General features: G+C 64.2%; 19 protein-coding genes. 4 read left to right on the top strand and 15 right to left on the bottom strand.

Annotated elements, in window-relative coordinates:
• Positions 1–15 precede the first annotated feature (15 nt).
• The 15 genes from ACSYDV_RS21480 to ACSYDV_RS21410 form a co-directional block, all read right to left on the bottom strand.
• A complete protein-coding gene (locus ACSYDV_RS21480) occupies positions 16–1,218 on the bottom strand; it encodes an efflux RND transporter periplasmic adaptor subunit (RefSeq protein ID WP_438326117.1) in 1,203 nt (400 codons plus the stop codon).
• A 290-nt stretch (positions 1,219–1,508) separates the two neighbouring features.
• Positions 1,509–1,781, bottom strand: a complete 273-nt coding sequence (locus ACSYDV_RS21475) for a GlsB/YeaQ/YmgE family stress response membrane protein (protein ID WP_438326116.1) — start codon at positions 1,779–1,781, stop codon at positions 1,509–1,511.
• Positions 1,782–1,920: 139 nt separating this feature from the next.
• Positions 1,921–2,184 carry a GlsB/YeaQ/YmgE family stress response membrane protein gene (locus tag ACSYDV_RS21470; protein ID WP_438326115.1) on the bottom strand — a complete coding sequence of 88 codons (264 nt, stop codon included), beginning with the start codon at positions 2,182–2,184 and terminating at the stop codon, positions 1,921–1,923.
• 349 nt (positions 2,185–2,533) lie between these two features.
• The gene (locus tag ACSYDV_RS21465; protein ID WP_438326114.1) at positions 2,534–2,797 is read right to left on the bottom strand and encodes a hypothetical protein; all 264 of its coding nucleotides are present in this window, start codon (positions 2,795–2,797) and stop codon (positions 2,534–2,536) included.
• Positions 2,798–3,136: 339 nt separating this feature from the next.
• Positions 3,137–4,309 (bottom strand): DUF2853 family protein, encoded by a 1,173-nt coding sequence (locus ACSYDV_RS21460; protein WP_438326113.1) that lies wholly within the window; start codon positions 4,307–4,309, stop codon positions 3,137–3,139.
• A 157-nt stretch (positions 4,310–4,466) separates the two neighbouring features.
• Positions 4,467–5,456 carry a quinolinate synthase NadA gene (gene nadA, locus ACSYDV_RS21455; protein WP_438326112.1) on the bottom strand — a complete coding sequence of 330 codons (990 nt, stop codon included), beginning with the start codon at positions 5,454–5,456 and terminating at the stop codon, positions 4,467–4,469.
• A gap of 68 nt (positions 5,457–5,524) precedes the next feature.
• On the bottom strand, positions 5,525–6,238 hold the full coding sequence (locus tag ACSYDV_RS21450; protein WP_438326111.1) for an adenylate cyclase: 714 nt from the start codon (positions 6,236–6,238) through the stop codon (positions 5,525–5,527).
• A 69-nt stretch (positions 6,239–6,307) separates the two neighbouring features.
• Positions 6,308–6,937 carry a DUF4230 domain-containing protein gene (locus ACSYDV_RS21445; protein WP_438326110.1) on the bottom strand — a complete coding sequence of 210 codons (630 nt, stop codon included), beginning with the start codon at positions 6,935–6,937 and terminating at the stop codon, positions 6,308–6,310.
• Positions 6,934–7,698, bottom strand: a complete 765-nt coding sequence (locus tag ACSYDV_RS21440) for a hypothetical protein (RefSeq protein WP_438326109.1) — start codon at positions 7,696–7,698, stop codon at positions 6,934–6,936. The genes ACSYDV_RS21445 and ACSYDV_RS21440 overlap by 4 nt, the downstream gene beginning before the upstream one ends.
• Positions 7,699–8,625: an MBL fold metallo-hydrolase gene (locus tag ACSYDV_RS21435; RefSeq protein ID WP_438326108.1), complete on the bottom strand. Its 927-nt coding sequence runs from the start codon at positions 8,623–8,625 to the stop codon at positions 7,699–7,701.
• A 133-nt stretch (positions 8,626–8,758) separates the two neighbouring features.
• Positions 8,759–10,432, bottom strand: a complete 1,674-nt coding sequence (locus tag ACSYDV_RS21430; RefSeq protein ID WP_438326107.1) for a M56 family metallopeptidase — start codon at positions 10,430–10,432, stop codon at positions 8,759–8,761.
• Positions 10,429–10,797 carry a BlaI/MecI/CopY family transcriptional regulator gene (locus ACSYDV_RS21425; RefSeq protein WP_438326106.1) on the bottom strand — a complete coding sequence of 123 codons (369 nt, stop codon included), beginning with the start codon at positions 10,795–10,797 and terminating at the stop codon, positions 10,429–10,431. Before ACSYDV_RS21425 ends, ACSYDV_RS21430 begins: the two co-directional genes overlap by 4 nt.
• A gap of 415 nt (positions 10,798–11,212) precedes the next feature.
• Positions 11,213–11,554, bottom strand: a complete 342-nt coding sequence (gene grxD, locus ACSYDV_RS21420) for a Grx4 family monothiol glutaredoxin (RefSeq protein ID WP_438326105.1) — start codon at positions 11,552–11,554, stop codon at positions 11,213–11,215.
• A gap of 53 nt (positions 11,555–11,607) precedes the next feature.
• Positions 11,608–11,841 (bottom strand): BolA/IbaG family iron-sulfur metabolism protein, encoded by a 234-nt coding sequence (locus ACSYDV_RS21415; RefSeq protein WP_438326104.1) that lies wholly within the window; start codon positions 11,839–11,841, stop codon positions 11,608–11,610.
• Between the two features lie 12 nt (positions 11,842–11,853).
• On the bottom strand, positions 11,854–12,180 hold the full coding sequence (locus ACSYDV_RS21410) for a DUF1476 domain-containing protein (RefSeq protein WP_438326103.1): 327 nt from the start codon (positions 12,178–12,180) through the stop codon (positions 11,854–11,856).
• A 210-nt stretch (positions 12,181–12,390) separates the two neighbouring features.
• Here ACSYDV_RS21410 and ACSYDV_RS21405 point away from each other — a divergent pair, with 210 nt between their 5' ends.
• From ACSYDV_RS21405 to ACSYDV_RS21390, 4 genes are all read left to right on the top strand, one after another.
• On the top strand, positions 12,391–15,492 hold the full coding sequence (locus tag ACSYDV_RS21405; RefSeq protein ID WP_438326102.1) for a CHAT domain-containing protein: 3,102 nt from the start codon (positions 12,391–12,393) through the stop codon (positions 15,490–15,492).
• Between the two features lie 3 nt (positions 15,493–15,495).
• Positions 15,496–17,583, top strand: coding sequence for a CHASE2 domain-containing protein (locus ACSYDV_RS21400; RefSeq protein ID WP_438326101.1), 2,088 nt, complete (start codon positions 15,496–15,498; stop codon positions 17,581–17,583).
• Complete coding sequence (locus ACSYDV_RS21395) at positions 17,570–18,334, top strand: hypothetical protein (RefSeq protein ID WP_438326100.1); 765 nt, start codon at positions 17,570–17,572, stop codon at positions 18,332–18,334. Before ACSYDV_RS21400 ends, ACSYDV_RS21395 begins: the two co-directional genes overlap by 14 nt.
• 177 nt (positions 18,335–18,511) lie before the next feature.
• Positions 18,512–20,296 (top strand): ShlB/FhaC/HecB family hemolysin secretion/activation protein, encoded by a 1,785-nt coding sequence (locus ACSYDV_RS21390; protein WP_438326099.1) that lies wholly within the window; start codon positions 18,512–18,514, stop codon positions 20,294–20,296.

The raw sequence follows: 20,296 nt of genomic DNA, 5'->3' as shown, positions 1-20,296 counted from the left end.
CCGGTAGCCGGCCGATTATCGCGACGACTTCTGTACCACCGGCTTCACCTTGTCCCCGGGATTGAGGAAGGCGCCCGCGAGGACGACAACCCGTTCGGTCCCGGTCAGCCCCGAGGCGATCGACACCCCGGCGTCGGTGACCGTGCCGACCTTGACCGAGCGGCGCTGGATCGCATTTTTATTGTCGACGATCAGGACGAAATTGCCTTCGGGGCCGCTCTGCACAGCGCTTTCGGGAAGCAACGGCGCTTCGGCCGTGCCCGAGACGAGGCGCGCGTCGGCAAAGCCGCCGGGGCGCGTCGCGGCACTATAGGGAATCGATATCCGCACGAGACCCTGCCGCGTTTCGGGATTGATAACCGGCGACACCTGCCACACCTGACCCACGATTTGCTGGTTGGAACCGACCGGGGTCACCGTGGCACGGGTACCGACGGGCACACGCTGCAGATCGGCTTCGGCCATCTGCGCCAGCATTTCCATTTCGCCGCCCTTCGCCATGCGGAACAACACGCCGCTGCCCGCTCCGACGATCTGGCCGGGTTCGACGGCGCGCGTCAGGACAAGGCCCGCCGCCGGAGCGACGATATTAAGCCGGCCGTTGCGCGCCTGCGCCTCGGCATATTGGGCCTGCGCCACGCGGACACGCGCATTGGCGGCATCGCGGGTCGCGCGCTTGCGGTCCATATCGGCTTTCGAGATAAAGCCGCGTGAAACCAGCGCCTGCGCACGCTCCAGCTCGGCCTGCGCCAGGCTGGCGTCAGCCTGTGCCACGCGGATCGAGGCCGCAAGAGCGGCCGCCTGCTGGGTTTGGACCGACCGGTCGATGATCGCGAGCGTCTGTCCCGCACCGACCCACTGGCCGGGTTCGACGAGCACGCGCTCGACCTCGCCGCCTTCGCCCGCAACGCCGACCGGCATTTCGCGCCGTGCGGCAATCGCACCATTGGCGGAGATCACGGCTTCGACCGACTGACGACCCGGAATAACGACGGTGACATTGGGAGCCGCTGCGCCGTCAGCGCCGGCCGCGGCGCCATCGGCCGCCCCCCCCTTGATCGAGGTAAAGGCATACCATGTTGCCACCAGCGCGAGCGCGATCAGCACCATCGCGACGATCAGCCGGGTGCGCTTGCGACGGCTGTCCGCCTCGTCATAATAACTCTGAGCAGAGCCCGCCAAGCTGTCCATCACATCCACTTTCCGCTCGTAGTTCACGCCGAATTCCTCATCTGCCGTTCGCGGCAGCCGGCCCGGCAACGCTCGAAAGCGATCCCCCCAGCCAGCAAGACAGGACCGATGATCCCGTTGAAGGTGTATTATCCAATTAAGCCACCGCATGCAAGAGGCGAAACATCGCCCACGGCCCGCCCGTCGAGGCGCGTCGAATACAAAAGTCCCGGTGCAATTACCAGTGTTTACATGCATGTAAAAAGGGCGGCTCACCCATCGGTGGCCGCCCTTTATGGCCGGGCCTTTTGCAGGACCCGGGGATGGTGGAATGCTGTCTAGCGGACGCGGCCGCGGCGCACCAGATTGACGATGCCGAGCAAGATCACCGCGCCGAGAAATGCGGTGAGCAAGGTCATCGGGTCAAACGCATCGCCGCGCAGATGCCCGCCACCGAGCAACCCGCCGAGCAGAAAACGGCCAAGGATCGACCCGATACAGCCGACGACGATATTCAGGAAAATGCCTTGCTGCGCATCGGTCTTCATAACGATGCTCGCCAGCCAGCCGATGACGCCGCCCATGACGATTGCGATAATGAAATCCAACATAACATGACCCCCTTACGATCAAATTGAAGCCCGACGAATGCGGACAATCCATTGGTAACTCAAAATATCCGAACCACCTAGCGATATGGCGGCGTTCGATATGGCGGCGGGGCGAAATTCGCACGCGCCGCCGCACCGTTCAACGGACGCTGCCGCGTCGCACAAGATTGATGATCCCCAACAGGACCACCGCGCCGATAAACGCCCAAAGCAGTCCGACCGGACTGAAAACCGCGAGGCTGGCGCCCATCCCGAAGAAGCCGCCGAGGAAATTGCCGAGAAATGCGCCGACGATGCCTACGACGACGTTCAGGATGATCCCCTGCTGCGCATCGGTGCGCATGACGATACTCGCCAGCCAGCCGATAACGCCGCCGACGATCAAGGTGATGATGAGGCCCATGATCTCTCCCTTTCTGAACCGGCCGGGCGAGCGCCCGGCCATCGACTTGCGCAGGCGCTTGATCGCGCCTGAACCTCGTTTCAACGATGAAGGGATAATCGCAGGGAGCGCGAAAAGTTCCCGGCCGGCCCCGAAGGACACGGCCGGGGAAGGGAGATCAGTTCCCGTCAAGGAACCAGTCTGGGTCGCAAGGACGCGACTAGGCGACCCGATTGGATCGGGGTGTGACGAGGATCACAGGGCTGGAAAAATATCGGTTCGGGGCATGCGCCGCAGGCATACGAAATGGGGGTCGGCATCGCTGCCAACCCCCACTATCCGGTTCTGCTCCGGGCGTTGCCACCCTATCTCATCCCGGCCCGCTTCTCTTGCGATCAGCGATCCGCAAAACGAAATATCGCGGCTCGATCCGGAACAATCCGGCGACGGTTTGGTCGGCCCCCTTTCGGGGGCCGGCCGCACCTGGAAAGCCCTTCATCATCTTTTCATTGCGTCTGCCGAAGCATTCGCGGTCCAAGCGATGGACTGCATTTCCTGTACCCGATCGGGTCCACATCAACTCGTGGGAATCGCTGCGTTCCGTGATCAGGCTATCGGTCAATTTCTTCGCCAATCCGACCGTTCTCTTCAGGCTAGTCTTGCAACCACCCTTGATGTCCCGGCGGTCCGACGTCTCTGTCGTCCGATGATTGGAAGCTGACATGAAGCGCCGGGTCCGCCAAGGAAAAAGCAGCGCAAAACAGCTTTAGACCCCCCATGCTTGTGGATAAGTCGGGCATTAGCAACATGCCTATGCTGCGCAGCATTTTTGTAACAGCTGCGCAACATTTTGGGATTCATTTTCGGGGGTCTTAAAGGCGACTCGATCGGACGACTCGGGTCTTGCCCGGACAAAAAAAGCGGGACCCGCAGGCCCCGCTTCCCCCTTTTTGCTTTCAAGGGTGAGAGATGGTCACTCGACCACCACCACTTCGACACGGCGCGATTCGGCATCGTTCGCGCCCGCTCCCGTTGTGTCGGCGGGTTTGGCCAGAACAACCTTGTCCGCAGCGATCCCCAGCTTCTCGAGCGCGGCCTTGACCGCTTGCGCCCGGGTCTTCGACAGTTCGGCGTTCGCGGCGGCATTGCCGGTGGGGTCGTTGAAGCCCGAAACCGCCAGCGTCGCAGTGGGGTTACCGGCGACATAAGCCTTCACCGCCGCCGCAGCGGTGGTCAGATCATTATGCACCGCAGACTTGCCGACATCGAAATAGACCGTCAGTGACGGCTTGCCTTGCCGGTCAGCGGCAACCACCCCCGCGCCCGCAGGAACCGCAGCAACAGGCGCCGCCGTGACTGTTGCATCACCGGGCGTGCCGGTCGCTGCGGCGGGATCGACCGGCGCGCCAGCGACTGTAGCATCGCTCGCAACCGGCGCGGCGACCTCCTGTTTCGAGCAATAGCGCAGCCCGAAGAAGAGCAGCGCCAGCAACAGCAAACCGAGCAGCAGCCAAGGCAACCACCCCATGCCGCCGCCGGACTTTTCATCCTCCACGCTCGAATAGGCGTTCTGCGGCGCGGCCGAAGCCGGTGGCGGAGCCGTTGGCGCGGGCGAGGCCGCTACCGGCGCTGGCGGGGCCGCAGCTGCAGCCGGGGCGGGCGCAGCAGCCGCCCCCGCAGCACCGCCCAGCCCCGCCGCCGCGAGTGGCGCCACGGAAGCCGTATCGCGATCCACCTTGCCGTCGTCATCATCGCCGCCAAGCGAACCCAAAGCCGCTGCGGCACCGGCAGCCCCGGCCGCCCCGGCAGCTGCCGCGCCCGCGACGCCGCCGAAAATATTGAGCAGGCCGAAATGCTGCGCGAGAAGATAATAGACGGTGACGCGGTTCTTGGTCCGGTCGCCCTTCATCTGCACGCCGACATCGGCGATCGCGGCGTCGAGCGCCGCATCGTCGTGGGTCAGCCCGAGCTTCTTTTTGAGGAAGTTTTCGCGGACCCGGTCGGTTTCCTTTTTATCCGAAAAGGAAACGAGCGAAGAGTCGCGATTTCGAAGCGCTATTCCGAGATATTTGACGATCGCCCCGACCACCGCTTCATCGGCGTTCGCGACATATTTCCTGACATCCGCCAGCCAATCTTCCGCCATGCGATCATGCTCCTGCCCAGGACGCAAATATTCGCCGTTCGGCGCTCGCACAGAAGGCGAGACTCGCGCCTTAGACGACGGAACCTATGGCCTTTTTCGCAGAAGGCAATCACCAACGGTCGGCGGGTGCTTCTCGCCCCGCCGACTGCCGTGCAATTTATCGCTGGCCGAGATCGCCCTTGCCGAGCGTCCCCGATGCCATTTCGAGCATCCGGTCGAGGCTTTTGCGCGCGCCCAGTCGCAGTTCCTCATCCATCTCGATCCGCGGCGACAGGTCGCGCAGCGCGATGTAGAGTTTTTCCATCGTGTTGAGCGCCATATAGGGGCAGATGTTGCAGTTGCAGTTGCCGTCGGCCCCCGGCGCGCCGATGAAATTCTTCTCCGGGATCGCCAGTTCCATCTGATGGATGATGTGCGGTTCGGTCGCAACGATCAGCGTATCGCCTTCAAATGTCTTGGCAAATTGCAAGATGCCGCTGGTCGATCCGACATAGTCGGCATGATCGACAATATAGGGCGGGCATTCGGGGTGCGCTGCGACGGGAGCGCCCGGATGCTGCGCCTTCAGCTTCAGAAGCTCGGTCTCGCTGAATGCCTCATGGACGATGCACACACCCGGCCACAGCAACATGTCGCGCCCGAACTTGCGGTTCATATAACCGCCAAGATGGCGGTCGGGGCCGAAGATGATCTTCTGGTCCGCGGGCAGCTGGCTGATGATCGTCTCGGCGCTCGACGAGGTGACGATGATGTCGCTCAATGCCTTCACCGCCGCCGAGCAGTTGATGTAGGTCAGCGCGATATGGTCGGGATGCTGAGCGCGGAAGCGCGCGAACTGTTCGGGCGGGCAGCTGTCTTCCAGGCTGCAACCGGCGTCCATGTCGGGCAGGATGACGATCTTTTCCGGCGACAATATCTTCGCGGTCTCGGCCATGAATTTCACGCCGCAAAAGGCGATGACATCGGCGTCGGTATCCGCCGCCTTGCGCGACAGTTCGAGGCTGTCGCCGACGAAATCGGCGAGATCCTGAATCTCGGGCTTTTGGTAATAATGCGCCAGAATGACGGCGTTGCGTTCCTTGCGGAGCCGGTCGATTTCAGCGCGCAGGTCGAGACCCGAAAGATTCTCGCGGATGGGAGCAGTCATGGCTTGTCCTTATATGGCTTGTGCCCGACGTCCCCCTACACCGCGTCCGCCGACAGGGCAACGCGGCGTCAGCCGCCAGCGAGCCTTTCGGCCAGCGCGATAATGGGCGGCGCCATCGGCAGCAAATAGATGGTGATGCGTACCCCAACGACAATGGCGGCAACCGCCTTTGTTGCCGGATGGACATATCCCAGCGTTCGCCGGTCGTGGCCCGCGATGATAGCGACGACCGCGAGTTGACACAGGGCGATCGGCACGTCGGACCAGCCGATCATCAGCGGCATCGGAAGAATTCGACCCAGCGCGGGCTCGAGCAGGACGATCGTCGCGCCCATCATCAGCCTGCGGTGCCAGTCGGTGGCACGGCGACGGCGGATCGCCCAGGCCACCACGGCGCCAAAGACCAGCGCCTCGACCGTGGTCAGAACCAGAAAATAGGGCGGCGTGAAAAAGGGTGGAAAGCGGCGCAGTTCCAGCGACGCGATGCCGGTAAAAATGGTGAGGCACACGATGAAAAGCGCGAGTGCCGCGCCAATCCACCCGAGCCGGCGATGAAGCGCCAGATTGCCCTGCGACGCCAGGGTCGGCTGGGCAATCAGTAGCGCCAGCCAGCCGAGCATCGCGACAGCATGCATATGCACCCAGAATGGCGCCTTTGCCGGATCGACGACCCCGCGCGCCGCGAATTGCAGAAAGCCGAAGACAATGAAAATCGCGAGGCCAATGGCCATTCGTTGCCAGAAACGCTCGGCGCGCACTGCACCTGTTACCGTTGTCGCCATGCCATTTTCCCCACTGGCCGGACCCGGCGAAATATCTAGCGCAACAGCGACAGCGCGAACAGCACAGATTTAGTTGGCGAAGCGCGCCGTTACTTTGGCATCGATCCCGGCAGCCTTGAGCGGCATGGCAAAGCTTTGTTCGATGGCGGTGCGCGCCGCGCCCTGCGCGAGCCGCATCGGCGTCGTTCCCTTCGCCTGCTTGATCAACTCGTCCTGCGCGGCCTTGCGATTGGCCGCGTCGAGCGTCTGTTCGGCGTCGGTGAGCGTCAGCAGGATCGCACCGTCGCGAAATTCGCTGATCGCGTCGATGTCGATTTCCGGTCCCGCGAGACGGAGCGGCGGCAGCGTGACGGTCAGCGCATTGGTCGTCGCATCCCAGTCGAGGTCCGATTGCTTAAGCTTGCCAAGATCGACTTCATAGCGGACCGTTCCCGGCATGATCAGCGTCTTTTTGGCGCTGAGCCCCAGCCGGCTCTGCGTCGAGGTCACCACGGCGACATAGCGCGCGGTGAAGGGCACGAGGATATTCTGTTCCTGAAGCCCCTGAAGGCTGGCGGCGACCACGGTTTCGGGGTCATAGCCCTTTTGCCAGTCACGCCATGCAGAGACCATCCACCAGGCGGCCAGCAGCAACACCAGCGCTGCCGCGAGCAGGATCAGGCGCGAGACGATACGCGAGGAAGATGAAGTCGTGGTCATGGCGTTGTATAACTCGAACAATCGGGCGCCGGCCGGTCCATTTCATAGCGCGACGTCGCGGGGTTATAGCGGAGCGTCCGGGTGTAGCTGCACTCGGGATCGCTCCATTGGGCAAGGTCGCTCTTCTTCAGTTTCTGACCGCTGTTATCTTCTGTACGCCGCGAGGTTTGCGGATAGGCGGTGGCGAAGCTGCGATAGGTAAGCGCCGGAAGTTCGCCGCCATCATGGGGGGCGACCGTCAGCGTAGCCTTGAAACCATAATCGTCGTGGCAAGCGCCGAGCCGATCCTCCATATCCTTTTCCGAAAAACAGGCGCGGATCAGGAGTGAACTGTCCCAGACGACGTCGAGCACTTCATCGCCAACATCTATCATCGACGGCGATGTATCGAGGCGTAATAGGTGCAAGCGGCTGCCCGAACCGCCGCCGCCAGAATACATCGCGCTCTGCGTCGTGACGACGCCGATCAGATATTGGCGTGATTCCGGCGCGGCGCCGTCGTGCGGCGGTACGGCAATCAGATGCGGCCAAAGCGTCAAAGCATCGCCCTCGTTCGGGACGAAAGGCAGCGACCAATCACCCGCCTCGCCGCCCGGCGAGGCCACCTGCAAATGACCACCCACCTCGGGGGCCGGAAGGTCGAAACACAGGCTCTTGTCGGGCAGGCATAGCTGATTGCCCTCCCCCGCCACCAGCGCGATGACGGCGGGATCGGCCACCACAGCCGGCTGGGCGGCGGCGATCAAAAGCGTCCACAACATTCAGGCGAGTTCCCATTCATCTTCCTGCGCCCGCACGATCCCCCGCGACTGGAGATCGAGCAGGTGCGCAAGCACCGAGCGGCCGGCCGCGCCAGTCAGCCGTGGGTCCAGGCCCTTGTACATATGCGCCACCATGACGGGGATCACAGCGGTTCCCTTTTCCAGCTCGCGCAAAATCTGCCGCTCACGCTGGCGGCGGTGGCCAAGCATGCCGCGCACAAGCTGGCGAGGCTTGGTCACAGCGGGACCATGCGCGGGATAATAGATGCGATCGTCGCGTTCATAAAGCTTCGACAGGCTGGCCATATAGGCCGCCATATCGCCGTCGGGAGGACTGACGACGCTGGTCGACCACGCCATGACATGATCGCCGGTAAATAATGCACCGCTTTCGACGAGCCCGAAACAAAGGTGGTTCGACGTGTGCCCCGGGGTCGCGATCGCTTCGAGCGTCCAGCCGTCGCCCGAAATCCGTTCGCTATCAGCCAGCACCCGGTCGGGCGCATAATCGGGATCGAACGCCGAATCGGCACGCGGCCCGTCGTCGCGAAGCGCGAGCGGCGCGCAGCCGATGATCGGCGCGCCTGTCGCGGCCTTCAGCGGCGCCGCGGCGGGACTGTGATCGCGGTGGGTGTGGGTGCACAGGATGGCGGCAATGCGCTGGCCTTCCGTGGCGCGCAGGATCGCCTCGACATGGCCCACACCATTGGCGTCGCCCGGATCGCCGACGCTCATCCCCGATCCCGTCGGACCGGGGTCGATCACCGCGACATCGCTTCCCGCGCCGACAATCCAGGTCTGGGTTCCGGTGAAGGTATAGGGGGACGGGTTGGGCGCGAGGACGCGGCGCACCAGCGGCTCATGCTGTTCGCAATCGCCGGCGCGGATCGTGTCGGGCCAGGGTTTTTCTTCGCTCACATCATCCATGTGGCATCGCGGATGCGAAAGGAAAAGGGCTGGAACGAGAAAAGGGAACGGCCATGCCGCTCCCTTCCCCACCCCGGTCGCCGACCTCGAAAGGGACTTCGGATCGGTGACACAAACCTTGTGACGCGCGGCCCTACCTGCTCGCCCGCTCCATATCGGCAATTGCGCGGTTCAAATCGGCGGCGACCTGAGCACGAATTTCGGCGGACAGCCCCCGCGATCCATCTCCATGGATGAAATCGTCGCGGGTCTCTTTCAGCGCAGCAATCTGCGCCACCGAAATTCCCGCCGCATCGCTGCAACTGGCCACCGTGACACGGCTGTAGTTTTTGCCGTTGCGGTTTTCGACGTTGACGATCGGCAGCGATTTTTTTCCGGCCCTGCAACTGGTCACGGGGGTCACCTTTTCACCGAACTTGTCCCAGCCCGAAACCCGAACGGGCGGAACCTTGACCGGCGGAACTGGAGGGATCGGCGGGATCACGACACGGAAACGCTCCTTATGTTTCGCGTCCAGCCGGTCGGCGATCATATTGGCGCGGTCGCCGGTCACGCCCTGCTCTCTCAAAGTCGCGAGAATCTCGGCGCGCGAGAGGTTGCCGGGCACGCGAATATCGACCTGCCGCTTTGCCGGAGCCGTGTCGTCATCATCGACCTCGGTCCGCACCACGGTACGGGTTAGCTGACGGTGGGTTTCGCCATTCGCCGCGACCGCTTCGCCAGCGCCGTGCGAGGTGAAGTGCATGACATGATCCACGCCCTCGACCGGCTCCGGTGGAACGGGCGCCTCGGGCGGGGCCGGCGGCGTCGGCGGTTCTGGCGGGACAATCAAATCGCCTGCCTCGACGCTCGCATTCGCAATACCGGCGGGAACCAGCGTCGCCGTTGTCGCCAGTACCGCGAGCGTCGCGCTGCCGACCAGCAACCGACCGACGAGGCCGCGCTGTTTCGAAACATCCTGCTGCATCAGCATCGTCAGCCGTTCCTGCAGATTGTCATGGACCGCCATCGGCGCCGCGAGCGACAGCCGCGAGCCCATCGCGGACTTGGCAATGGCGGTCGCATAGCGTGCGGTCCGCACTTCGCGCGGTCCGGTGTCGGCCATCGTCAGCACCCGGGCATCGCACGCGGCCTCCTGATCGAAACGAAAGGCGCGGATCGCCCGCCAGGCGAAAGGATTGAACCATTGCGCGGCGAGCAACAGCAAAGCGGCGGCATTGGCCCATAAATCGCCATGGCGGTGGTGCGCCAGTTCATGGTCGATCGCGAGCGCGCGCTCGTCGGCGACGTAGCGGGCAAAAAAGTCATGGGGCACCGCGACATAACGGCGCAGCAGGCCAAAGGCGACCGGACCATCGACCGCATCGGTCATCACCAGCCGGATCTTGCCGATCGGCTCAAGCTTCACCGCTTCGCCAAGAACGGTCCGCAGAAAGCGCCGGTGCGACAGCATCGCCGCGACGAGGACGGTCAGGACACCGACGGCCCAGACGGCAAACAGGATCGGCAGCAGGTCGGCGAACGTCCAGAGCGGCGCGGCGGCAGGCGCCGCCGCCATCGCATCGACCGGGATCAGATAGGCACCGACGGACGGTTGCTGTGTCGCCACCGTATCGACGACCACGGCCTCGCCAAAAGGCAGCGGCGGAAGCGCCAGCCGCAGCGCGAGCACGAGCCACAGCGTATAGGCAAGTCGAGGACCAAAATGACGGGCGAAAGGCTTGCGGATCAGCAGCACCAGCAGGACGAGCGCGGCGGTGGTGACGAGCGTGTCGGCCCACGCCTGAAGCAGCATCGCGATGCTCATGACTTGAGCTTCCTCAGCAGCGCCTCAATCTCTGCAATATCGGTGTCCGACAGCGCTTCACGCTGTGCGAGATGGGCGATCAACGGGCTGACCCGGCCACCGAACAGCCGATCGACGAAGCGCTGCGATTCATCGCCCACCGCCTCTGCACGATCGACGGCGGGGCGATAGAGAAAGCGCCGGCCATCAGCCTCCGCCTTCACCGCACCCTTCTGAACCAGCCGGGCGAGCAACGTCTTGACCGTCGCCTGCGTCCATCCGTTGAGCTTGCCGATGCGGCCCGTCAGCTCGGCAGCGGTCTGCGGGGCATCTTCCCACAGCGCCGACAGCACCTGCATCTCTGAATCGCTTGCTCTCTCGGCCATTGCGGAACCCCTCCCTTTGGCGCCTTCATCTACATCGACTACAAATGTAGTCAATAGCCTGAATGCGACATGAATGGGACGGTGTCGGATTTCTTTACAGGGCAGGGCGGCGTTAGGAAAATGCTAACCATCATGTGGCGCCGAAATCGCCGGGGACAGCAATTTGGCATGGCAATTGAATGAGTAAATATGTTCCCGAGTGTTCCGCTCAATGGAGCGGCGGGGGGTGTCGGTCTGGTCCCTGACACCCCCGGCCCCCACCCGGGATATCTTCACTTACCCCCGATGCAAACGGGGGGCGAGCGGTCGAAAGACCCCGCCCCCCGAATGCTCTTTCCTTGCAGCGGCGCGCCACGAAAAACGCCGCCCCCGCAAAAGCAGGGGCGGCGTCAATCTGCGCAATTGCGCGGCTATATTACTCAGCGCGGGGCGGAATGTCGCTGACCGCCGTGTGAAGCTCACCGGCTTCCCACATTTCCATCATGATGTCCGATCCACCGACAAACTCGCCCTTCACATAAAGCTGGGGGATCGTCGGCCAGTCCGAAAACTCCTTGATGCCCTGACGGATTTCCATGTCCTGCAGCACGTCGACGGTTTCATATTCGACGCCGAGGCGGTCGAGCATCGCGATCGCGCGCGACGAAAAGCCGCATTGCGGGAAAAGCGGCGTGCCCTTCATGAACAGCAAAACAGGATGGTCGGCGACCAGCTTCGCAATGCGGTCGCCAACGGCGCTGGGGGTGGCTTCGGTCATGGTCGTATCTCCGGTCGGGCGCGCAGACGCGCGCCGCAAATAAGTCATGGCCCCTATGAGGGGATGGCCGTCGTCAATTGCAAGGCATGAAGTTCGCCGCCCATGCGCCCCCCCAGCGCGGAATAGACCGCCTTGTGCTGAGCGACGCGGCTCATTCCCTGAAAAGCGGCACTGACCACATGCGCGGCATAATGATCATTATCGCCGGCCAGATCGGTGATCGAAACCTCCGCATCGGGGAAGGCCGCGACGATCATCGCCCGCAAGTCCGATTCGCGCATTCCCATCAGTGCGCTCCCTCAGCCCTGGCTGTCCATGAACTGGCGCCGTGCCTCGACCGCCTTTTCGCCCAGAGCCTCGCGAATTTCGGCGTCGCTGATTTCCACGTGCGCCGCGGTCAGATCGCCCGCCAGCTTGCGGATCACATCCTCGTCGCCCGCTTCCTCGAAATCGGCCTGCACCACGGCCTTGGCGTAAGCGTCGGTTTCCTCGGGCGTCAGGCCCATGCGCTCGGCCGCCCATTCGCCGACCAGCCGGTTGCGGCGTGCGGTGATCCGGAATTGCACTTCCTGGTCGCGTGCGAATTGCGCTTCGAATGCCCGTTCGCGATCGTCGAATTGCGTCATCATGTCCTCATTCGGATTAAAAAATGTCCCAGTGCAGATAGGTTGCGCACCCCCGGGGCGCAAGCCGCGTGTGAGGCAGATCACTTCCCTTTTTTTTCAGAAGGGTTTAGTATCTTTCGCAGGGAATGGGTCGCACCGCAGAAATGAAGACTGCGCCTTGCCATACGAATGGCACGGGGTGTCTGCGCGTGTGTTTGGGGGATTTGCGTAATGACCGCTCGACGTCCGTATCAACTACCGATTCTGGCGGCGCTGTGCCTGACAGCCCCCCAGGTTGCGCTGGCGCAGGGCAGCGACCCCACGCTTCAGGACAGTTTTTCGATCGGCGATCAGGGCGGATCGCTGTGCGAAGTGCAGGCGACAGTGCGCGACAGCGTGGTCAAGGGCATGTTCGACCGTGCCTGGATGATCCTGTGCCGCGATGCGAGCCAGCCGGTCGGATATGTCCGCATGCTGCGCACCGGCCCCGCCGAAGCCCGGGCCCGGATCGAGCAAGCCCGCACCGGTGCGATCCAATGCACCGCCGACGGCGCCTGCACGGTCAAGGACAGCCCTATCGCGTGGAAGACCCGGATCGAATCCGATGCGAACACCGCTTATACCGTCGAAGGCTTTGCCGCCTATGACGACGCGCTGAACCTCGCGCTCGAATCGATACGCCAGCGCAAGGTCGTCCCCGGCGTCATCAAGGTCGCAACGACCTCGATTGGCGGCAACGATGGCTTTGCCCGCACACTCGCAGGGGCAATCGACGTCGACAAGGCGCTGGCCGAGGGATATCGCCGGAACCATAGCGGCGACTATGCCGAGGCGGCCGAATTTTTCGAAGCCTTGTCGCGCCGCACACTCGACGAACAGGCGGCCGCCGACCTCGACCCCAGCGAATTCACGCTCAACCGCGCGTTGCAGAAATCGAATCTGGGCGAATTTGCCGAGGCCGCACGCCTGTTCGCCGAGGTTGCAGCGGCGCCGACCAACGACCCCGTACAATTGCGCCTGCGCCGCAATTTCCGGGCCATCGATGCGCTGAACCAGCGCGATTATGACGGAGCCGCGGCGCTGCTGCGGGCGCCGATCGCAGCGATGAGCGGCGGAATTTCGGTCGATAGCGGCGCGGTCACACTAACCCCCGAAATCGCCGCCGCAGTGAACAGCGGCAACGACAGCGGCATGGTTCGCCAGGGGTCGGGCCGCGAACGCCTGTCGCCCGCCGAGCGCGCGCAGATCATCGACGCACAGGCAGGCCATCTGCTTGGCACGGTCGAGCGGCTGCGCGGCAATGCCCGCGCGGCGAAAGCGGCGCAGCTCAAGGGATTGTCCGACGCCGTGGCAGTGCGCGAAGGCCGGGTGACGTCGATCATCCGCCTGCGTTCGCAAATGCTGGGCGAACTTGCGCTCACCGAAGAGGCGCTGGGCGACAATGGCGCCGCCGACGCGCGCTTCCGGGAATCGGTCAATGCGCTGGCGGTCGAATATCCGGAAACTAACGCCCTCGCCTCGGCCCGCGCACGCTATGCCGCCTTCCTGACCCGGCACGGGCAGGACGACAAGGCACTGGGCATTTACCGCGAAGTCGTGACCGCGCTGGCGCAGTCGCAGCGTTCGACAACCGGCATGGCCAATATGATGGGCCCCTATTACCGGCTGCTCGCGGGCCGCGCCGCCAGCGATCCGGGTGCGGTCAGCGACTTTTTCGTCGCCAGCCAGTTGCAGGTCCGCCCCGGTGTCGCCGATACGCAGGCCATTCTGGCGCGCGAACTGTCGGGCGGCAGCGACGAAGGGTCACGGCTGTTCCGTCAGGCGACGACCCTCAATCGCGACATCGAACGCGCGCGGATCGAGGATGCGCGGCTGGCACAGCTTCCGGCGTCGCCCGAAATCAACGCGTTGCGCGCCAATGTCAAAACCCAGCTCGACAATCTGTCTTTCCAGCAGGCTGAAACCGTCGTCGCGCTATCAGCCTTTCCGCAATATCGGGTCGTTGCATCGGGCAAGCTCGATCTGGCCGAACTCCAGACGGCTTTGCGGGCCGATGAAGCCTATCTGAAAATGCTCGTCGTCGGCGACGCGGTTTATGCCATGCTGATCGCGCCCGACAAGGCGCAGCTCTGGAAGTCGGATATCAGCGCAACCGCGCTCGAAACCGCGGTCGATGGCATCCGGTCGACCATATCGATGGTCGAGAACGGCCGCCGGGTCACCTACCCCTTCGACGCTGCCGGGGCATATAAGCTTTTCGGTCAATTGTTCGGCCCTGCGGCCGCGCAACTGCCGACCATCCCGCATCTGATCTTCGAACCCGATGGCGCCATGCTGCGGCTTCCGATCAACCTGCTCGTCACCGCCGACACCGGCCTCGCCGACTATGAACGGCGGGTACTCGACCCCGACGCCGATCCGTTCGACATGCGCCGGATCGCATGGCTGGGCCGGACGTCGCGGCCCAGCACCGCCGTGTCGGCGCTCGGCTTTCGCAATGCGCGGCAGGCGGCGCCATCGCGCGGAACACAGCAATATCTGGGTCTGGGCCAGAATCTTCCGGTCACCGGGACATTGCCCTCGCTGGGCATCCGCGGCGGCGAAGCGGGCGGCGTCGATGGCACGTGCCAATGGGACATCGGGCAATGGAGCCGGCCGATTTCCGCCGATGAACTCGTCACCGCAGCAGGAACGATGGGCCGCGATGCCGCCACTTTGCTGACCGGCGGCGCCTTTACCGACACGGCGGTCAAGAATCGCACCGACCTCGATGAATATCGTATCATCCATTTCGCCACCCATGGTCTGGTCACCGCACCGCGCCCGTCCTGCCCGGCGCGTCCGGCCCTGATCACCTCGTTCGGCAACGGCGATTCGGACGGGCTTCTGACCTTTCAGGAGATCTTCGACCTCAAGATCGACGCCGATCTCGTTATCCTTTCGGCCTGCGACACCGCTGGTGCGGCGTCGGTCGCGGCGACCCGCGAAGCGGGCGTGTCCAGCGGCGGCGGCAATGCGCTCGACGGGCTGGTGCGCAGCTTCATCGGCGCGGGCGGACGGTCGGTCATCGCCAGCCATTGGCCAGCCCCCGACGATTTCAACGCCACCAAGCGGCTGATCGGCGGATTGTTTGCCGCGAAGCCCGGTGAAAGCGTCGCCGACGCGCTATGGGCGACGCAGGTGACGCTGATGGACGACGCGCAAACCTCACACCCCTATTATTGGGCGGGCTTTGCAATCATCGGCGACGGCGGCCAGGCGCTGCTCAGCGGCAACAGCGTGACCGCAAAGGCCCCGTCCGCCGGAGAAACAGCCGGTCGCGCGGCCCGCTGATCCATGACCGCAGTCCAGACGATCAAACCCGCGCCCGGCACCGCGCAGCCCGACGGCCAACCCGCCGCCGTGCCGCTGGGCAAGCGTATTCGCCGGCTGGCAAAACAACTCGGCCCATCGCGCATGGCCGCAACTTTTGTCTTTCTGATCGTCGCAACGCTGATCGCCCGGTCGAGCTGGGACCTTCCGCTGATCGGCGATGCCGAACGCGCGCTGTACGATGCCCGCGCCACGGTGATGGCGCCGCATGTCGGACAGGACAAGCGCATCGTCATGGTCACCTATAATGACGAAACCCTGTTCAAAACGGGCATAAGGTCGCCGCTGGACCGCACGCTGCTGGCACGCGCGCTCGGCAATCTCGACCAGATGGGGGCAAAGGCGATCGGCATCGATATTGCCTTTGATTCACCGCGCCCCGACGACGCGTTGCTGAAGGCGCAGCTGCGCGCAATGACGACGCCCACCTGGCTCGCCTATGCCGAACAGGAAAGCAATCCGAACACCATCTTTTATGAACAGCAGAAATATCTGCAATCCTATCTGGCCGACGTCACCACCGGCAAGACGAAGCCGACCAGCGTCCTGTTCCGCACCGATGCCGACAGCGTGATCCGGACCTGGCCCGACCGGCCGAAAGGGCTGCCGCCGCTGATGGCCAATGCGCTGGCGCCGGTCGATCCCGCGTTCGCCAATTATCAGGGCAATATCCGTTTCCTTGTTCCGGCCCGCGCCACCAAGGGGCAGGAAGAGCCGGTCTTCGCCAATATCCCGATCGACACGTTCGCGATGCCGATGGATGCCGACATGCGCGCGGGATTTTCGGAGCTGGTCAAGGGCCGCTATGTCCTGATCGGCGGCGACATCATCGATAACGATCAGTTCAACACACCGCTCAGCCGTTTTCCCGATGCGCTGACCGGATTGCATGAGACAATGATCGGGCTGGAAGTGCACGCGCATATGCTGGCGCAGCAGCTCGACAACGCCTGGTCGAAACCTGTGCCCGGCCCGGTGCTCTGGGCCCTCGCCATCCTTGTCGTACTCGCGGGAGGGCTCACCAGCCTGATCGACCTGCGCGCGCGCTGGGTCGCGATCGCCTTTCTGGGCCAGATGGCCTTTTTCGCGGCCTTCCCCTTCTGGCTGCACGGGCGCGGGGTCGATACGACGACGTTGCCCGCATTTGGCTGGGCGCTCGGCTGGCTCTTCGGCTATGCCGCCGTCGGCACCGCGGCGCGCACCATCGGGTCGCACCAGCGCGCCTTCGCGCAATCTGCGCTCGGCAAATATCTGCCCGCCGACGTCGCGGCGCAGATCATGCGCGACCCGGACCAACTGTCGTTGCACGGCGAACGGCGCAACATTTTCTGCGTTTTCACCGACCTTGAGGGCTTTACCAAGCTCAGCCACGCGGTGACGCCGGAAACCGTCGCGCGCCTGCTCAATGAATATCTCGACCGGCTCTCCGATATCGTGCTGGAACATGGCGGGACCATCGACAAATTCGTCGGCGACGCCGTGGTTGCCTTTTGGGGCGCCCCGCTCAGCCGACCCGACGACGGCGAGCGCGCGGCATCGGCGGCGCTCGCGATGTTCGAAGCGGGCGAGAAATTCCGCGTCGATATGGCGGAAGGCGTTCCGCCGCTGGGCATGACGCGCGTCGGACTGCATGTCGGCGATGCGATCGTCGGCAATTTTGGCGGCGAAGGCCGCATCCAATATACGGCGCTCGGCGACGCGATGAACACCGCCTCGCGGCTTGAGGCGGCCAACAAGAGTTTGAAAACCGGGGTATTGATTTCGGCCGAAGCCGCGGCGCGTTCCGAACGCGACGATCTGGTGCCAATCGGCCGTGTCACGCTGCGCGGCCGTGCGCAGCCGGTCGACGCCCTGACCCCGCGCGCCGACCTGTCCCCCGAACAGCGCGCGCGCATCTCCGCACTTGTCGCCGCGCACATGGCGGGCGATAAAAATGCCTATGTGACCGGCGCCACAGCGTTAACCAGCGAATTTAGTCAGGATGCAGCCATCATGTTCCTGATAGAACGCCTCAACCAGACCAAAATGGGAGAAAGCTATGTCCTTTCCTGACACCCGGACGCGCCGCCTGAGCCTGACCGCCGTTGCCGCCGTCATGGCGGTCGCCGTCGTCGGCACCGCCGCCGCCCAATCGATGGTCATTCGTTCGACCGGACCCTCGGCGAGCAAATATCCGACCGGCGCCAAACTGAAGCCGACCGACAAGCTGACGCTGGTCGCCGGCGACAAGATCGTGCTGATGCAGGCGGGCAAGACGCGCACCCTGTCCGGCCCCGGCACCTATGGCGCGACGGGGGCAATCGCATCGAGCCAGTCGATGGGCACGGCCGTCAGCCGTATGCTTGCCAAGGGACCGACAATGCGGTCGCGCGGCGGATTTTCGCGCGGTCCCGGCGAAACGGCGGCGGCCGATGTCCGCGCGCCGAACCTGTGGCTGCTCGACTATCGCGACGCCGGCACTTTCTGCGTGACCGATCCCGCATCGCTGATGCTGTGGCGCCCGCATATGGACAGCGACGAACTGCTCAAGATCGAACGCGCCGACAAAAGCGCAACGGTCGCCTTCATCGAGGGCGCGAATTTCCGCAAATGGCCGACCGACGTGATGCCGGTCCAATATGGCGTCGATTATCGCCTGTCGGGCGCCGGCCTCGCCGCGCCGGTCACGGTGCGCTTTGCCGCCCTCGCAAATGCCCCGGAAACGGTCGAGGGATCGGTCGACATGCTGATGGCCAAGGGCTGCACACCGCAGCTTAATCGTTTGGTCGATACAATGGCCGACAGCGAAGCGACCGGGGGCTGATGGGGTATGGGCGGCATTGAAGCCGCCGGGCCCGTCTGATAACAATGGGATGAAGAGTTGCCGCGCAGACGGCGCCTCCATTCCCTGGATCGAATTGGACTGCCGGCCGACCGGCAGAACAGACTGAAACGGCACGCAGCGGTGGCGGCGCGTGCCCTCGATACACAAGGGGTGGTGATGACGGGCATGGGGGATTTGGGCAGGATCGCATGGCGATCGATGGGGCTGATCGCGGCCGCAATGCCATTCGCCGCGCAGGCACAGTCGACACCGCAAATCCCGACGCGCGAGCAAATTCAGCAACCGACGCTGGCACCCGCCGCACCGCCGAGCGAACGCATTGTCGCCGCAGACGACAGCATCGAACGTGCCCCCTGCCCGCTTGCCAACCCCGAATTCGCCAATGTCCGCATCGTCCTGCGCGGCGTCCAGTTCTCGGCCGTCGAAGGCATCGACCCTGCGCTGCTCGATCCGAGCTGGTCGGACCGCGTCGGGCAGGATGTCCCGATTTCGGTCGTGTGCGACATTCGCGACCGCGCCGCGACGATTTTGCGGTCGAAAGGCTATCTGGCCGCCGTCCGCGTTCCGCCGCAGACAATCGGTGACGGCATCGTCCGCCTCGATATCCTCGCCGCACGGATGACGCGGATCGAAGTCCGCGGCGACGCGGGTGGCAACGAAGGGCTGCTTCAACGCTATCTGTCGCGCCTCGACGACCTGCCGGTGTTCAACATCAACGCCGCGGAACGTTACCTGCTGCTCGCGCGCGATATTCCGGGGATGGATGCGCGGCTGACCCTGCGCCCCGGCGACGCGCCGGGCGAAGTCGTTGGCGAGGTTACGGTCGCGCGTACCCCGGTCATGTTCGACGCCAACATCCAGAATTTCGGAACCCGTGACGTGGGTCGCTGGGGCGGGGTCGCCCGCGCGCGCTTCGCCGGGCTGACCGGCATGGGCGATCTCACGACGCTCAGCGTCTTTTCGACCGCCGACATCGACGAACAGCAGGTCGTTCAGGCCGCGCATGAATTCCGCGTTGGTGGCAACGGTCTGCGGCTGGGCGCGGGCTATACCTATGCCTGGACGCGCCCCGACATCGCCGGACTGCCGCTGAAATCGGATACCCAGATCATCAGCCTGTTCGCATCCTATCCGCTCATATTGGCGCAGGCGCAGCGCCTTACCGTCGGCGGCGGGCTCGACATCATCGACCAGGATATTGCGCTGGGCAGTTTGGACCTCAACCGCGACCGCCTGCGCGTCATCAACCTGCGCGCCGACGCGGGCTGGATCGATCCTGCATCGATCGCCGGGCGCAGCGGCTATAGCCCCGCCGAACCGCGCTGGTCGCTCGCCACGTCGATCGAGGCGCGGCAGGGTTTGAGCTTCCTCGGCGCCAGCGACGATTGCGGCCCGGGCGGCGCGGCCTGTTTCCGGCCCGGAGTCGTCCCGCTGACCCGTATCGAAGGCAAGCCCGACGCTTTCCTGATCCGCGCCAATGCGCAGGCCGAATGGCGGCCCGTTCCCGACTTCACCCTGTCGGTGGCGCCGCGCGCGCAGTGGGCGAGCGACCCGCTGCTCGCCTATGAGGAGTTTTCGGGCGGCAATTTCACCATCGGGCGCGGCTTCGACGCCGGGACGGTGATCGGCGACAGCGGCGCCGCGGTGGCGCTGGAGGCGCGTTACGGTTCCTTCGTTCCTGCGAACACCAAAAGCTTCGTCTTCCAGCCCTTCGTCTTTTTCGACGCGGCGTGGGTGTGGAACGAGGACAAGGCATTCAACGGCCTCGATCCGCAGAAGCTCTATTCGGCCGGCGGCGGCATCCGTGCCGCCTATGGCGATCTGGGGCGGGTCGATTTGACGCTGGCGGTTCCACTCAACCGCGCGGGCTTTCTGACCGAAAGGCCCGACCCGCGGCTCTTGCTTTCCTTTACGACCCAGTTCGGCGTGCGGGCACGCTGA

The sequence above is a fragment of the Sphingopyxis selenitireducens genome (assembly GCF_051550705.1).
Classification (GTDB): Bacteria; Pseudomonadota; Alphaproteobacteria; order Sphingomonadales; family Sphingomonadaceae; genus Sphingopyxis.
Note: the sequence above shows the minus strand (reverse complement) of the source record. Positions and strands in the feature narration are given on the sequence as shown.

Coding starts and splice junctions, on each gene's coding strand:
- ACSYDV_RS21475 (WP_438326116.1), bottom strand. CDS start 1,781: ATGTTGGATTTCATTATCGCAATCGTCATGGGCGGCGTCATCGGCTGG.
- ACSYDV_RS21470 (WP_438326115.1), bottom strand. CDS start 2,184: ATGGGCCTCATCATCACCTTGATCGTCGGCGGCGTTATCGGCTGGCTG.
- ACSYDV_RS21460 (WP_438326113.1), bottom strand. CDS start 4,309: ATGGCGGAAGATTGGCTGGCGGATGTCAGGAAATATGTCGCGAACGCC.
- nadA (WP_438326112.1), bottom strand. CDS start 5,456: ATGACTGCTCCCATCCGCGAGAATCTTTCGGGTCTCGACCTGCGCGCT.
- ACSYDV_RS21450 (WP_438326111.1), bottom strand. CDS start 6,238: ATGGCGACAACGGTAACAGGTGCAGTGCGCGCCGAGCGTTTCTGGCAA.
- ACSYDV_RS21445 (WP_438326110.1), bottom strand. CDS start 6,937: ATGACCACGACTTCATCTTCCTCGCGTATCGTCTCGCGCCTGATCCTG.
- ACSYDV_RS21440 (WP_438326109.1), bottom strand. CDS start 7,698: ATGTTGTGGACGCTTTTGATCGCCGCCGCCCAGCCGGCTGTGGTGGCC.
- ACSYDV_RS21435 (WP_438326108.1), bottom strand. CDS start 8,625: ATGGATGATGTGAGCGAAGAAAAACCCTGGCCCGACACGATCCGCGCC.
- ACSYDV_RS21430 (WP_438326107.1), bottom strand. CDS start 10,432: ATGAGCATCGCGATGCTGCTTCAGGCGTGGGCCGACACGCTCGTCACC.
- ACSYDV_RS21425 (WP_438326106.1), bottom strand. CDS start 10,797: ATGGCCGAGAGAGCAAGCGATTCAGAGATGCAGGTGCTGTCGGCGCTG.
- grxD (WP_438326105.1), bottom strand. CDS start 11,554: ATGACCGAAGCCACCCCCAGCGCCGTTGGCGACCGCATTGCGAAGCTG.
- ACSYDV_RS21415 (WP_438326104.1), bottom strand. CDS start 11,841: ATGGGAATGCGCGAATCGGACTTGCGGGCGATGATCGTCGCGGCCTTC.
- ACSYDV_RS21410 (WP_438326103.1), bottom strand. CDS start 12,180: ATGACGCAATTCGACGATCGCGAACGGGCATTCGAAGCGCAATTCGCA.
- ACSYDV_RS21405 (WP_438326102.1), top strand. CDS start 12,391: ATGACCGCTCGACGTCCGTATCAACTACCGATTCTGGCGGCGCTGTGC.
- ACSYDV_RS21400 (WP_438326101.1), top strand. CDS start 15,496: ATGACCGCAGTCCAGACGATCAAACCCGCGCCCGGCACCGCGCAGCCC.
- ACSYDV_RS21395 (WP_438326100.1), top strand. CDS start 17,570: ATGTCCTTTCCTGACACCCGGACGCGCCGCCTGAGCCTGACCGCCGTT.
- ACSYDV_RS21390 (WP_438326099.1), top strand. CDS start 18,512: ATGACGGGCATGGGGGATTTGGGCAGGATCGCATGGCGATCGATGGGG.